This window comes from Helicobacter pylori (assembly GCF_030323545.1).
Lineage (GTDB): Bacteria > Campylobacterota > Campylobacteria > Campylobacterales > Helicobacteraceae > Helicobacter > Helicobacter pylori_CO.
The window spans coordinates 619,499-633,379 of record NZ_CP122954.1; the positions used below are offsets into that span (position 1 = coordinate 619,499).

General features: G+C 41.1%; 11 protein-coding genes. 1 reads left to right on the plus strand and 10 read right to left on the minus strand.

What is annotated here, in order from left to right:
• Position 1: 1 nt before the first annotated feature.
• The 10 genes from QAP06_RS03010 to QAP06_RS03055 form a co-directional block, all read right to left on the minus strand.
• A complete protein-coding gene (locus tag QAP06_RS03010) occupies positions 2-193 on the minus strand; it encodes a DUF262 domain-containing protein (RefSeq protein ID WP_286466553.1) in 192 nt (63 codons plus the stop codon).
• A 189-nt stretch (positions 194-382) separates the two neighbouring features.
• Positions 383-883, minus strand: a complete 501-nt coding sequence (locus QAP06_RS03015; protein WP_001873222.1) for an acetone carboxylase subunit gamma — start codon at positions 881-883, stop codon at positions 383-385.
• A gap of 16 nt (positions 884-899) precedes the next feature.
• Positions 900-3,197, minus strand: coding sequence for a hydantoinase B/oxoprolinase family protein (locus QAP06_RS03020; RefSeq protein ID WP_286466565.1), 2,298 nt, complete (start codon positions 3,195-3,197; stop codon positions 900-902).
• Between the two features lie 11 nt (positions 3,198-3,208).
• Positions 3,209-5,350 (minus strand): hydantoinase/oxoprolinase family protein, encoded by a 2,142-nt coding sequence (locus tag QAP06_RS03025; RefSeq protein WP_078248065.1) that lies wholly within the window; start codon positions 5,348-5,350, stop codon positions 3,209-3,211.
• A gap of 208 nt (positions 5,351-5,558) precedes the next feature.
• Positions 5,559-6,560 (minus strand): lipid A deacylase LpxR family protein, encoded by a 1,002-nt coding sequence (locus tag QAP06_RS03030; protein ID WP_286466571.1) that lies wholly within the window; start codon positions 6,558-6,560, stop codon positions 5,559-5,561.
• 124 nt (positions 6,561-6,684) lie between these two features.
• Positions 6,685-8,049: a TIGR00366 family protein gene (locus tag QAP06_RS03035; RefSeq protein ID WP_286466577.1), complete on the minus strand. Its 1,365-nt coding sequence runs from the start codon at positions 8,047-8,049 to the stop codon at positions 6,685-6,687.
• A gap of 18 nt (positions 8,050-8,067) precedes the next feature.
• Entirely contained in the window at positions 8,068-8,691 is a 624-nt protein-coding gene (locus QAP06_RS03040; RefSeq protein WP_021303588.1) for a 3-oxoacid CoA-transferase subunit B, read from the minus strand.
• Positions 8,688-9,386, minus strand: coding sequence for a CoA transferase subunit A (locus QAP06_RS03045; RefSeq protein ID WP_097694482.1), 699 nt, complete (start codon positions 9,384-9,386; stop codon positions 8,688-8,690). Before QAP06_RS03045 ends, QAP06_RS03040 begins: the two co-directional genes overlap by 4 nt.
• Positions 9,387-9,396: 10 nt before the next feature.
• Positions 9,397-10,572, minus strand: a complete 1,176-nt coding sequence (locus tag QAP06_RS03050; RefSeq protein WP_286466599.1) for an acetyl-CoA C-acetyltransferase — start codon at positions 10,570-10,572, stop codon at positions 9,397-9,399.
• A gap of 281 nt (positions 10,573-10,853) precedes the next feature.
• Entirely contained in the window at positions 10,854-11,666 is an 813-nt protein-coding gene (locus QAP06_RS03055; protein WP_286466601.1) for a 3'-5' exonuclease, read from the minus strand.
• Positions 11,667-11,802: 136 nt separating this feature from the next.
• Here QAP06_RS03055 and feoB point away from each other — a divergent pair, with 136 nt between their 5' ends.
• Positions 11,803-13,731: a ferrous iron transport protein B gene (gene feoB / locus QAP06_RS03060; RefSeq protein ID WP_286466603.1), complete on the plus strand. Its 1,929-nt coding sequence runs from the start codon at positions 11,803-11,805 to the stop codon at positions 13,729-13,731.
• Positions 13,732-13,881 lie beyond the last annotated feature (150 nt).

Here is a 13,881-nt window from a genome sequence, read left to right on the forward strand (position 1 = left end):
TTTATTTTATTGAAAGTAAAGCGATAGAACCCATAAAATACATTTTCTTATTTTTAGAGGTATTGGCAATATTTTGCAGTAATTTTTCACAATTTTCTTCTTCTTGAGTATCGTTTCGCTGGTGCGCAAGGACAGAAAATATCGTGTTTGTTAGGGCAAAAAAGTCGTTAGCGATGCCTTGTGTTACTTTCATAGCTTTTCCTTTTAGGTGGATCAAAATTATACCGAGTATTGAATCAAAAAAAAAGAAAAAAGCTTAAATTTTTTAATTTGTAGCCAAATTTGTTAGGATTGAAGAAAATTTGCTTGAGTTGAATTAACCCAAGCTTTTTAATGCGTCAAAGAGGCATAAAGCCTCTTCATAAAAAGGATTGAAGCGATTTTAGCGTCTTTCTGGAGGCTGTATGCCTAGCCAATCTTTATAAAACACCTCTATATCAGGCTCAAAATCATGGATCACAGGATACCAAGGAGTTGGGGCTTCAACATCTAAAAGGATGCCGCAATCCGGGCAAATATACTCCCGATACACTTGCCAGTGAGTATCACTGGCTAAGAGTTTAGGATACACCTCTTCCATTTTTTCTGCCGTATCGCGCACATAGATGTTTGCATGCAATTTCCAATTCTCCTCTGGAGCGCAAAACGCATGACCGCATGAACACTTAATAACCCACTTCTTTTGAGGATCTTGCACCACAAACAAATGCGGCCCCAAGGGTAAGACGATTTTGTCATCAAAATCTACCTTATCTTGTAACACCTTCAGATACATTTGGAATCTTTCATGATCTTTAGGCATGCTAAGCATTTTTAAGACAGTGTTCCAATCCAAGTTCCCCTCTACCAAATTTTTAATTTGTTCTTGTGTGTATTTTGACATAACCATTCTCCTTTCTTTATTTCTCATCAACCAACAGAACTGTGCGCACATCAGGCAATTTGCTCAAATCCATCCTGTATTTAGATCCATAGGTGAATACGCCAAGCTCATCTTCTTTCACGCTCCAGCTCTTTGGCAAGTTCCAGAATGTTTTAAAATCGCTTAAAAACTTAGGCGAGAGATCAAAGCTAGTCGCATACATGTGCTTAACTTGTTTGGAAGCCTCTTTTTCAAGAATAGCGTTTCTTTCTTGCTCCATCCATTCTTTTACAGGGATGGATCTAGCCTTTCTGTTTTCAAGAATTTCTTTTCTTCTGGCTTTCGTTTTGGCTTCATCGCCGACCCACACGCCGTCTTTATTCTGGCTCACAATCGCGCCATAAACCTTGTAAGCGTATTCTGGCAATAGCTGTTTGCTGTTTAGATCTTCTAAAATCGCATTCAAATCCCTTTCAATCGGATCGCCAAATCCAGGACCGCCTTTGATGTAATTCAAATACAAGTCATAATTATCAAAGCAGTTCTCGGTGGTGATGCATTGCTTATCCCTTTTGACTTGAGATGCATGAGAAATGTGCTTTTCATAATCTCTATCCATTGGGTTAAAATCGCCCCCCAAAGGCAAGCTGGCGTTATTTTTAATCCTGTTTTTCAAGTCGGTGTTGTGCGCTTCAAACCTATAGCCACTAGCCGCTGGATAGCCCCCCATCATACCCCAATCGCTGTTCATATAGCCATTACCCATAAAGAACATGGTCCAATCATGCGCTCCCCACACCATTCTTAAGGTTTCAAACCCGTTACCGCCTCGATATTTTCCATACCCACCGGTATTGGCTTTGACATTCCTGCCTAGATAAAGAAGAGGCTCTGCCATTTCCCAAATTTCAACATCGCCCATATCGCCTTCTGGATTCCAAATAGCCGCTGCGTGATTCAAGCCGTCTTTTATCGCGCAAGCTCCAGTCCCACAAGAACTCGTCTCAAAGCTATTCACCGCATGGATTTCTCCATCCTGGTTGATACCACCGCCTTGCAGCCAATTGGAAGTGTTAGCGTTCCCGGAATTGACCTCTTCTAAATACCCTCGGCTGTAATACGCTTGAGACAAGCCTCTCCACAAAGCGCTCCAGCCTGATACCAAGAAATGCCACGCATAAGCATGCCCGGTGCGCCTGTCATCTGGATTCATCCAAGTCCCTTTTTTGAGCCTAAATTGAGTGGCGAAATAAGCGCCATCGTTGATGCGAGAAGTGGGTATCAGCGTTTGAGTCATCATCACCCAAATACCGCTAGTGAAAGACACTTGGTTGCAATTAAAAGAGTGCCATCCCCACCTAGACGCGCCATCAAAATCCAATTTCCATGTAGCGTCTTTATTGATAGTGATTTCCACAGGAGAGTGCATGATCGTGTCTAGCTTAGCAAATTCAGAGCACACGCCAATATCTTTATGCGCATAAGGCACATCCACAAACGCTACCTTCCTGTACTTGCCTGGTATGGTCATGGATTTGATCCTAGAGATAAGGCCTCTTCTCCCCTCTTCAATCACCTCATCAATAAATCGCATGTAAGAATCAATGCCATCTTCCTTAATGACTTCCATCACTAAATCCCTAATCATATGGCATCCTGCAATCCTAGTCCTTTCATCTAGAATCCAATATTTAGGCGTGCGAACCGATCTTTGAGATTCATGCAACCAATCTTTAAAGCTTTCATCGTTCGCTCCTGTCTTACGGCAAGTGATCATGTATCCATCCCCAAATCTTTGAACTTGTCCAGTGCTCATTGATCCTGGAGTAACCGACCCGGTATCAATCACATGCGTAACACCGCCTACCCACCCAATCAATTTTTCATCGTGGAAAATAGGCACAAGAGTCATAATATCGCATGGGTGCACATTCCCAATCGCACAGTCGTTATTGGTGAAAATATCCTTGTCATTGATGCCTGGGTTATCTTCCCAATTATTCTCTACCATGTATTTGATGGCCGATCCCATAGTGCCTACATGGATAATGATACCCGTAGAAGTCAGCACGCTATCGCCCACAGCGTTATAAAGCGTGAAGCACAATTCCCCCTCTTGCTCAACAATAGGGCTTGCAGCAATCCTTTTAGCTGTTTCTCTGGCATGCACGATACCGCCTCTTAATTTAGAGAACATCTTCTCATAACCGATCGGATCTCTTTCCTTAAACTCTAGTTTTTTGAGACCATTATAATGCCCTGTTTTTTCTGTCCTGGCTAGGATTTCATCTCTAGCTTGTTTTAAAGTTTTGCCGTTTTTCAATAAATTTGCCATTTTGAACTCCTTTATTTAATTTCTTTCAAGTGGAACAATCGGTGTTTGTCTAGTCTTGTCGCAAAGCCCTTGGGTATCACGAAAGTGGTCGCATCTGATTCCACGATCGCAGGCCCTATGACTTCATTTCCAGGCAGTAATTTTTCCATTTGCCACACATCTGCATCCACCCATTTTTTATGACGATAGAATTTTCTAACGCCTATTTTGGCTTCTTTTGGAGGCGTAGCGCCATGCTCTTTTTCAACCGGAATCACAGGTTTTTGCGTAGCCACAACACCACGCATGATCACGCCGGTCACGCTAAAACCAAGCTCTGGAGAACACGCTGATTCAGAATAAACACGAGCGTAGGTTTTTTCATATTCTTTGACAATCTCTTCCCAATCAGCCACGCTTGCAGCTTTTGACACAGGAGAAGTGATCTCTAAATCATTCAATTGCCCCATATACTGCATCCTGTATCCAGGTCTTAAAATCACATCTTTTTCAGAGAATCCATTGATCTTGAATTCTTCAATCACCTTGAGAGTCAATTCATCCCATGCGTCTTGAATGATCTTGCATGCCTCTATTTTTGACTTGTCTGAAGAATACTGCGGAATGGCAATATCCACGCTCTTGTCGTATCTGTATTCAAAATCAGCGCAAGCGCAACCAAAAGCGCTAAATCCAGCCGCCCACGCAGGCACTACCACATCCTTAAACCCTAAGCCTTCTGTATAGCCATAGGTATGCACAGGCCCCGCGCCACCATATGAAAAGCACACAAAATCAGACGGACTATACCCTTTAGCACTAATATTGGATCGCAAGTATTCTTTAAGATCCAAATCAAGCAACTCAATCACACCCGCAGCCGCATCTTCTACGCTAATGCCTAGCGGATCAGCGATTTGCTCTTTAATGTGTTTTTTAGCCCTATCCACATCTAATTTAATCAAACCGCCTAAGAAATTATCCGGATTCAAATAGCCTAAAACAATATGGCAATCGGTTACTGAAACTGTGTCTAACCCGCTGTCTTTCCAACAAGTGCCAACTCTATACCCCGCGCTGTCAGGCCCTAGTTTGACAGATTGGCTGTGTGGATCAATGCGCACAAAACTCCCTGCACCAGCACCAACAGAATCCATAGCCACAAGCGGTAAGGATAAAACAAGACGCGCCATATCAGGGTCAGAAGCGATATTGAAATTGCTCTTAACGATAAGCGCCATATCAAAGCTCGTGCCGCCAATATCGCTGCATGCAATATTGTCATAACCAAGCGTTTCGCCTAGCAATTTAGATCCAATCACGCCTCCAATAGGACCGCTCACGATCGTTCTAGCGAGCTCTTTAGCTTTCCAACTAATGGTGCCTCCATGCGTTGCCATCACTCTAAGATCAAATTTAGCGCCATGCTCTTTGAAGCGGTTGCTGACTTTAGAGAGTGTCTGTCTGCTTGGCTCAGCCGCATAAGCTTCTAATATAGTGGTGTTCATTCTGTGGCTTTCTTTTCTTTGAGGGTAGTAATCCACCGAAGCGAATACAGGAATATTTTTACCCAATTTTTCAATCTCTTTTAACGCAATATCTCTAACGATCCGCTCGCTTTCAGCGTTTTTATGAGATTGCAACAAGCAAATCACAATGGCCTTTGCACCCGCTTCTAAAAGCTCCTTAACAGCAACTTTAACCTCTTCTTGGCGCACTGGGATAACCACTTGCCCCTTGACATCGGTTCTTTCTGTAACGCCTCTAATCCTTTTTAGAGGAATCAGCGGATCATCATACTTGTGCGTGTTAATATGCAACCTTTCTTCTAGCGCATACCCCAAATAGGATTGCAACGCCCTACCCATAGAATGCATTTGCTCAAAACCCTTATTGCAAATTAGACCCACTTCCATCCCACGCCTTTGGACGACCCGATTGAGCATCGCCGTGCCTGAGTACACACAAGTGACCAACTCTGGATAAACCTTACTCACATCTGATTTCCAATGCGATAAAGCGTCCTGCGAGCTATTATAAATAGCTAAGCTCTCATCTTCTGGGTTGCTTTGGGCTTTACCAACTACGAAACTGCCATTTTCTTTCACAAAAAATGTGTCCGTCATGGTGCCGCCGGCATCAATACCCATCACCTGAACTCTTGCGTCTTTCATTTTTTAGACTCCTTGTATTAAAGTGTTGCTCAAGGTAACCTATCAAGGTAACCTATTTGAATTATAGGACAGATTTTAAAATGAAAATCGTTTTTTTTTTTTTTTTTAAAGCCAATCAGTGAAAATTTAGTGTGTGAAGTGAATAATAGTAATAAGTTCATTCAAAAAAATATCATATAGGGATAAAAATATTAAACCTAATATTAAATCAAAAGGCGAAATTCAATTCTAAAGTGCCGATCTGATGGTGTTTAGGCTGGGATTGAAAGGTTTTACTAATATCAGTGATTGTAAAAGCCACCCTAAAGCTGCGCCACATCATAGCCGCTCCTATTTCACTGCTATAAACAAAGTATTCCAAATTAGCAATGCCCCTAGTTTCAGGGCTGTTGCCTTGAATGAAGATGTTAAGGGGTTGGAAGCGCCCAAAAGCCCCTACAAAAAAATAGATGGAAAATTTATCGCTATAAGGCATGCCTCCATCAAAAGCGGTATTGACTTTATTGACCCCATAATCAGCGTCCAAGTTATACCCAGCCCTAAAGAGCGAGCCTAGTTGGAAATAATCCCTCGCATTACCCAATTCCACATTAAACCCAGGCATTAACTCCATAGAAAAAAAACGAGTCTTTAAAAGGGGGACTTTTTTGAGCAATTGGTAGTGCAATTCAAAGATAAATTCGTTTTTGAGCTGTGTGTTCCAACCATAAAATTGGGGGTCATGGCCCCATTTATGAATGAGGTGCTGCGTTTGAGCGGCCAAAGAATCTTGCCCTGTTGCGCCTAAAGAAAGCGTGAATAATTCCATAAAAGTTTGATGGCGGTTATACACATTCAAATTCACCCGTAAATACCCCCCATAAGGGTGGTTGTCATGCAAATGCACCAGTTTTCTGTTTTTAAGTGAGGGGGTATACATGTCTTGGGCGAGAGAAATGCCAAAACGAGTAACCCTAGGGCTTTTATTGAAAAAACCTAAATACGAAGTCCATTTCATCGCTTTATTTTTAGAAAAATCAAACTCTTTAGTAGAAAAGCCTATTTGATTGCCTGCGGTATAATACTCATCAATGTAAGGGTTGATGTAGCCATCATTTTCAGTCATCAAATTGATAGAATAGCGTTTAGAGGGCGTTAATGGGGTAGGAATATCCTCTTTTGCCCATGCAAACATTCCTAATAATAAACATAAAATAAATTTGAGAAACAAAACACTTCCTCTTAGGTTATTATGGGGTTATTGTAACGAAATAAGGCTTAATTACAAGAGCGTTTAAAGGGTAAAAAAGAAATTCTACCCCATTGAAAAGAGCGTGGTTTTAGGCATAAAAAACTCACACTAAAAAATAAAACACCCCGCACACGACTAAGCCTACAAAAATTAAAGTCAAAACGCAATAGCCCATAATATCTTTAGCGCCCAAACCCGCAATGGCTAAAGCGGGTAAAGCCCAAAAAGGCTGTATCATATTCGTCCAAGCGTCTCCCCAAGCGATGGCCATAGAAACCACGCCCGGATCCACCCCCAAGCTTTGCCCTGCAGGGAGCATGATAGGAGCTTGAATCGCCCATTGCCCTCCGCCAGAGGGGATGAAAATATTGACAATCCCCGCGCTCAAAAAAGTCATGAGCGCGAAAGTTTTTTCATTAGCGATGTGCGTGAAAGCTAAAGAAAGCATTTGCGCTAAAGAATGACCCCCCACGCTATGGCTTGCCATCATCCCCATAATCCCGGCATAAAAAGGGAATTGCAATAAAATCCCAGCCACGCTCCTAGCGGAATGGTTGATCGCTTTCACATAAGCTAAAGGGGTTTTATGGAGAAAAATCCCTAAAAAAAGGAAAATCGTATTGACAATATTTAAACCAAGCCCTCCCCCTTTAAAAAAATAAATACCAAGATACCCAAAACCCAAAAAAACCAAAAGATAAGAAAGCAAAGCGCTGTTTTCCAAAAAATGTGCGATCGTTTTGTCTTGTTGGTGGTCAATGAGTTCTGTTTCCTTGTATTCGTCTTTTAAAAGCTTGGCGTCAATCTCAACAATTTCTTCTTTTTTAGGGTGGATTATTGCCATTAAAAAGGGTAACCCTACAAGAATGATCCCTATGATGATTAAATTATAAGCAGAAAAAATCGTCTGACTGATAGGAATAGCTTTTTCAATCACCCCAGCACTTATTTTGGATAGATTTTCATTTTGGGTGGCAACGCTTAAAGGGATAGAGCCTGATAAACCCCCATGCCAGATGACAAAACCCGAATAAGCGCTAGCAATAAGCAGTCTGTAATCCACCCCTTTAACATTTTTGGCGATCTCTTTTGCAAAAATCGCGCTAATCACTAAGCCAAAACCCCAGTTGATCCAATTAGCGATTAACGATAAAAAAGTAACCAATAATAAAGCCGTATAATACCCTTTAGGTAAAGACGCTAGATATTTTAAAAGTTTTTGGACTGATTTAGCGCTAGCTAGAGCCTGACCCAACACCAAAATAAGAGCCATTTGCATAGAAAAACCCAAAAGCGTCCAAGCACCATTCCCCCAACTAGAAATGACAGAAAAAGCGTCTTGCCCTGTCAAGCAATAAACAAGAACAAACACGACAAACGATAAAAGAGCGACCAAGACAAAGGAGTCCGGCAAACATTTAGACGCCAAAAACACGCACGCTGAAGTCAAATGCCTTAATAAAAACATAAACACCCCTTTTATAAGCTATAGGTGCACTTCAAATTCAGCTTCTGTTTTTTCTTTCACTTGATCAAGGCTGACACCCTCTTGCAATTCCACTAATTTCATGGCGTTATGGGAAAACTCAAACACCGCTAAATCCGTTATCAATTGATGCACCACGCCCTTTCCTGTTAGGGGCAAGGAGCATTCTTTTTTCACTTTAGACTCCCCGTATTTGTTGCAATGCTCCATGATGACAATCACTTTTTTAGCGCCATGCACCAAATCCATAGCCCCTCCCATGCCTTTTATGAGCTTTTTAGGGATCATCCAATTAGCCAAATCCCCATTTTGTGAGACTTCCATCCCTCCTAAAATCGCTAAATCAATATGCCCCCCACGAATCATCGCAAACGAATCCGCGCTGTTGAAAAACGAAGCGCCCGGCACCACGGTCACGGTCTCTTTGCCTGCATTAATGAGATCTGCATCAACGCCCTCCTCTAAAGGGTAAGCGCCAATCCCTAACAGCCCGTTCTCGCTTTGGAAAACGATATTCATCCCGCTCACTTCATTAGCCACAAGCGTGGGCAAGCCTATCCCTAAATTCACATACATGCCCTCTTTTAGTTCCTTTGCCGCTCTTTTAATGATAGCCTCTCTCATTTCGTGCTCCTTGTTGTGATTTTTTCTATCCGTTTTTCAAATTTCTCGCCCTTATAAATGTGTTGCACATAGATTCCTGGCAAGTGTATTTCATCTGGGTCTAATTCCCCAGCTGGGACAATTTCTTCCACTTCAGCGACGCATATTTTTGCCGCCATCGCACACAAGGGGTTGAAATTTCTAGCCGTTTTTCTAAATACCAAATTCCCAAGAGTGTCGCTTTTATAGGCTTTAATAAGCCCGTAATCGCCTGTGATCGCTCTTTCTAAAATATACTCCTTGCCGTTAAATTCCCTTGATTCCTTGCCTTGAGCGATCAAAGTCCCAACACCGGTTGGGGTGTAGTAAGCGGGTATCCCAGCCCCTCCAGCGCGCAAGTTTTCAGCCAGTGTGCCTTGCGGTGTCAAAACGACTTCAATTTCTCCATTCAGCATTTGCGATTCAAAAATCTTATTCTCTCCCACATACGAAGCGATAATCTTTTTAATCTGCTTTTTTTCTAAAAGAATACCAAGCCCAAAGTCATCAACGCCGCAATTATTGCTCACGACAACCAAATCCTTGATGCCTTTCTTATAAATGTAATCAATGGCGTATTCGGGTATCCCGCACAGCCCAAAACCGCCCACTAAAATAGTATCTCCGTCTTTTAATCCGCTCAATGCTTTGTCTAAATCGGTTATAACCTTGTTCATCTCATTCTCCTTATTTTTGTTCCACTACCACTGATAGACCTTGCCCGCCGCCCACGCACAACGACGCGCAACCCACACCATGCCCGCTTCTTTTCATTTCATGCAATAAAGTGACTAATATCCTAGTGCCGCTCGCACCAATAGGGTGGCCAATCGCTATCGCGCCTCCATTCACATTCACTATATTGGGGTTTAATTCAAGCTCTTTTAACACGGCTAGACTTTGCGCGGCGAAAGCTTCATTGAGTTCAAAAAGATTGATGTCATTGAGATTCATTTTGACATTTTTAAGGTTGTTTTTAATCGCAATACTAGGGCATATACCCATTATATCCGGACTGCAACCACCCAAACCAAACCCTTTAATAGTTGCCATGGTTTTTAACCCCAATGCTTGCGCTTTTTTAGCGCTGCATAAAATGATAATACTCGCGCCATCATTGATCCCTGATGAATTTCCTGCCGTTACCGATCCGTCTTTTTTAAAAGCGGGTTTGAGCTTTGCAAGGGATTCTAGAGTCGTGTCTCTAGGGTATTCGTCTTCTTTAAAAACAACCACGCCTTTTTTATTCGCTATTTCAATAGGCGTGATTTCTTCTTGGAATTTCCCTGCATTAATGGCGGCTCTTGCTTTGAGTTGCGATTGGAGCGCGAAAGCATCTTGCTCTTCTCGGCTGATGTGGTATGCTTGAGCGACATTATCAGCGGTGATCCCCATGTGGTAATCATTGAACGCATCCCACAATCCATCATGTATCATGGAATCTATCATGTTCGCATTCCCCATTCTTTTCCCGTCTCGCATGTCAAACGACAAATAGGGTGCTGCACTCATGTTTTCCACGCCACCGCACACCACCACCTCATCGCGCCCAAGCATGATGCTGTCATGCGCTAATTGAATGGCTTTCATAGACGATCCACAAACCATATTAACGCTAAAAGCATTCCTGTCATTAGGAATGCCAGCGTCTAGTTGGATCTGCCTGGCGATATTTTGACCCAAACCAGCACCTAAAACATTGCCTAAAATGACAGAATCCACATCGCTAGGCTTAAGAGCGCTCGCATTCAAAGCGTCTTTAAGCACGCAAACACCCATTTCTCTAGCGCCCACGCTCTTTAGAGAGCCTAAAAAACTCCCTACAGCGCTTCGTTTTGCTGCCACTATAACCACTTCATTCATGTCTTTGCCTTTAAGTTGATTTATCAGTCATAGTATCACTTTTAGGTGATTGACACCCTAACAGGTTGGATTTTGTTTTAGGTTTTGTTTTAGATTGAGGGAGATCCGTTTATTTTTTTCACAAAAATATTATTCTTATCGTTCAATAATTATTGCACAATATAGCTTCAAGTGGGGATCTAAAATCAAGCAGATACGCACTTTAGACTCATGTTTCTCTAACGCTTTAAAAAATTTCTTTCTAAGCAGTCTTTACCTAGTTTCAGGGTTTTAATAGGGTTTTAAGCAAACTCCCTAATCTCTTTCTCTAAAGCGTTAATAAAAACGCTTGAATAGGATTTTTCCTTAGGGAATTTTTCTAAAAAATCGCTCAATAGCCCAAGGTATTGCTCCTTATTTAAAGCCCCTTTTAACACTTCGTATTTTAAAAAAAGCCAGTAGGTGTTAAGCACATCGCTTTGGCAATAGCTGTCAATAACGCCTTTTTTCTCTTTTTGGCTTAAATTAGGGTTGTAATAAATCGCATGCACTAAATCCCCGCTCACATCAAATTTACCAGGAATATTCATCATGGAGCAAACGCCATTTAGATTCAACCCCCTAACGGATCCATAATGGCTCAAGCTATCCATTAAATCCAAATGAAACTGCTCGCTATAACGCACGCGGTAATTTTCCCATTTGTTTTCTTGGTTGTAAAAAGCGTCTAAGGTTAAATTGTATTTAAGGGCTTTGAGCGTGAGTAGGGGCATGTCAAAACCTCTGCCATTGAAGCTTATCAAGCGCGGTTGCTTTTCGTTAAAGTATTTGAAAAAGTCCTCTAAAAGCTCTTTTTCGCTCGTAAAATCCTCTTTATTCTCGTGTTTTTGACCAAAATTCCCCACTTTGATAAACTTCCCGTAATCATCGCCTATGACCGCTGCAATAGAGATAATTTCATGCAAATAAAGAGGCAAAAACTCACTCCCGCTTTTTTCTTTTTGCTTTTCAAAACTCCGTTCACAGATTTTTAGCGCATCATTTTCTTCTAATTGAAAATGCTCTTTACACAAGCTTATATTAGGAATGGTTTCTATATCAAACACGCACAACATCACACGCTCCTTTCGCATTTTAACATTCTTGTTTCGCTTTTATTATATAACAATTAGTCTTATAGCGCTATAGTGCTAAATTTTAATATCAAAACGATATAACCAAAAATTAAAAAACTTATTTGGAGAATTGGAAGTGGAAGAAATCATTGTCGCTCTTGTGGGCCAACCTAATGTAGGGAAATCCTCCCTCATCAACGCTTTGAGCAACGCCCATTTGAAAGTGGGGAATTTTGCTGGGGTTACCGTGGATAAGATGGAAGTGAGTTTGATCCATAAAGAGCGTCAAATCACGATCATTGATTTACCTGGCACTTACGCGCTCAATGACTTCACCACTGAAGAAAAGGTTACTAAAGATTTTTTAGAAAAAGGGCAATACGATCTCATTCTCAATGTGGTGGATTCCACCAATTTAGAGCGTAATTTAGCCTTAAGCGCGCAGCTATTAGACACGAATAAAAAAATGCTTCTTGCGCTCAACATGTGGGATGAGGCGCAAAAAGAAGGCATTAAAATCAATACAGAAAAGCTTTCTAAAGAATTAGGGGTTGTGTGCGTGCCAACAAGCGCAAGATCCAAAGAAGATCGCTTGAATACAGAGCTTTTATTAGATGAAATTGTCAGGCTTTATTCTCAAAACACTACAAACAATGAAAGCATAAAAGTCCCATCTCAAAGTTTTAAGGAGTCTTTAAAATACAGCCAGAGCGCTCAAAGAATCGCTCAATCAGTGATCAGTGAAAACAAACAAAATGCGAGCTTTGAACACACTTATAAGATTGATAAGATTTTAATGCACCCTCGTTATGGGATTTTCATTTTTTTAGGGTTTATGTTTATCATTTTTTCCTTGAGCTTTTTGATAGGAGGGGGAGTGCAAAAAGCGCTTGAAGCAGGGTTTAAATTTTTGAGCGATAGCGTTAAAGAAAATGTGGCTAATGAAGATTTAGCGTCTTTGGTGGGCGATGGCATTATTGGGGGAGTGGGAGCGACGGTTTCATTCTTGCCTTTAATTGTGGTGTTGTATTTTGGGATTTCTTTACTAGAAACGACAGGCTATATGAGTAGGGTAGCGTTTCTATTAGATGGGATCTTGCATAAGTTTGGCTTGCATGGGAAGAGTTTTATCCCTTTAATCACCGGTTTTGGCTGCTCTGTGCCCGCTTACATGGCGACAAGAACCTTACAAAATTATAACGAACGACTGATCACGCTTTTTGTGATCGGGTTTATGAGCTGCTCGGCAAGACTCCCTATTTATGTGCTGTTTGTAGGCTCGTTTTTCCCTTCTTCAAGCGCGGGTTTTGTGCTGTTTTGCATTTATATTTTGGGGGCGGTTGTGGCGTTAGTGATGGCCAAATTACTCAAATTAAGCGTGTTTAAAGGACAGACTGAATCCTTTATCATGGAAATGCCCAAATACCGCTTTCCCAGTTGGAGAATGGTCTATTTCAGTATCTACACCAAATCGCTTTCCTACCTAAAAAAAGCCGGGACTTACATTTTAGTGGGAGCGATTTTGATCTGGTTTATGTCTCAATACCCTAAAAGCGATGCGGCTATGAAAACTTATAAACAAGAAAGCTTATTAGTGGATAAAAACACCACTCTTTCAAGCGAAGCTAAAGAAGAAAAATTAAAAGAATTAAAAACCAAATTGGATCAAAAGAATTTAAAAAACAGCATTGTAGGAAAAGGTGGGGCGTATTTAGAAAAAGTCTTTAGCCCTATGGATTTTGATTGGCGTTTGAGCGTCTCGCTTGTAACCGGATTTATGGCTAAAGAGGTGGTGGTTTCTACTTTGGGGGTGTTGTTTTCTTTAGGGGATCAAAATGAAAAATCTGACGCTTTTAGAGAAATTTTAAGAAAAGAAGTCAGCGTGCCAAGCGGAATCGCTTTTATCGTGTTTGTGATGTTTTATATCCCTTGTTTTGCAGCGACCATTACTTTTGGTAGGGAAGCTGGGGGGATCAAGTTTGTAGCGTATTTATTTGTCTTTACAACCGTTGTAGCGTATGCGTTTTCCCTGATAGCTTTTTATGCAACTCAAATTTTGGTTTAAAGCCTAGCCATAAAAGGGTTTTTTAAACCCTTTATTTGTTTAAAATCCACCCCATTAAAAATATTAAAAAATTTTTATTTTTCTCCCAATCTTTTCTATAAACATTCGCATTAATCGGCATTTTTGACAAAAAAAGCTATTAATTTAATT

Coding starts and splice junctions, on each gene's coding strand:
- QAP06_RS03015 (WP_001873222.1), bottom strand. CDS start 883: ATGTCAAAATACACACAAGAACAAATTAAAAATTTGGTAGAGGGGAAC.
- QAP06_RS03050 (WP_286466599.1), bottom strand. CDS start 10,572: ATGAATGAAGTGGTTATAGTGGCAGCAAAACGAAGCGCTGTAGGGAGT.
- QAP06_RS03035 (WP_286466577.1), bottom strand. CDS start 8,049: ATGTTTTTATTAAGGCATTTGACTTCAGCGTGCGTGTTTTTGGCGTCT.
- QAP06_RS03040 (WP_021303588.1), bottom strand. CDS start 8,691: ATGAGAGAGGCTATCATTAAAAGAGCGGCAAAGGAACTAAAAGAGGGC.
- QAP06_RS03010 (WP_286466553.1), bottom strand. CDS start 193: ATGAAAGTAACACAAGGCATCGCTAACGACTTTTTTGCCCTAACAAAC.
- QAP06_RS03020 (WP_286466565.1), bottom strand. CDS start 3,197: ATGGCAAATTTATTGAAAAACGGCAAAACTTTAAAACAAGCTAGAGAT.
- QAP06_RS03025 (WP_078248065.1), bottom strand. CDS start 5,350: ATGAAAGACGCAAGAGTTCAGGTGATGGGTATTGATGCCGGCGGCACC.
- QAP06_RS03055 (WP_286466601.1), bottom strand. CDS start 11,666: ATGTTGTGCGTGTTTGATATAGAAACCATTCCTAATATAAGCTTGTGT.
- QAP06_RS03045 (WP_097694482.1), bottom strand. CDS start 9,386: ATGAACAAGGTTATAACCGATTTAGACAAAGCATTGAGCGGATTAAAA.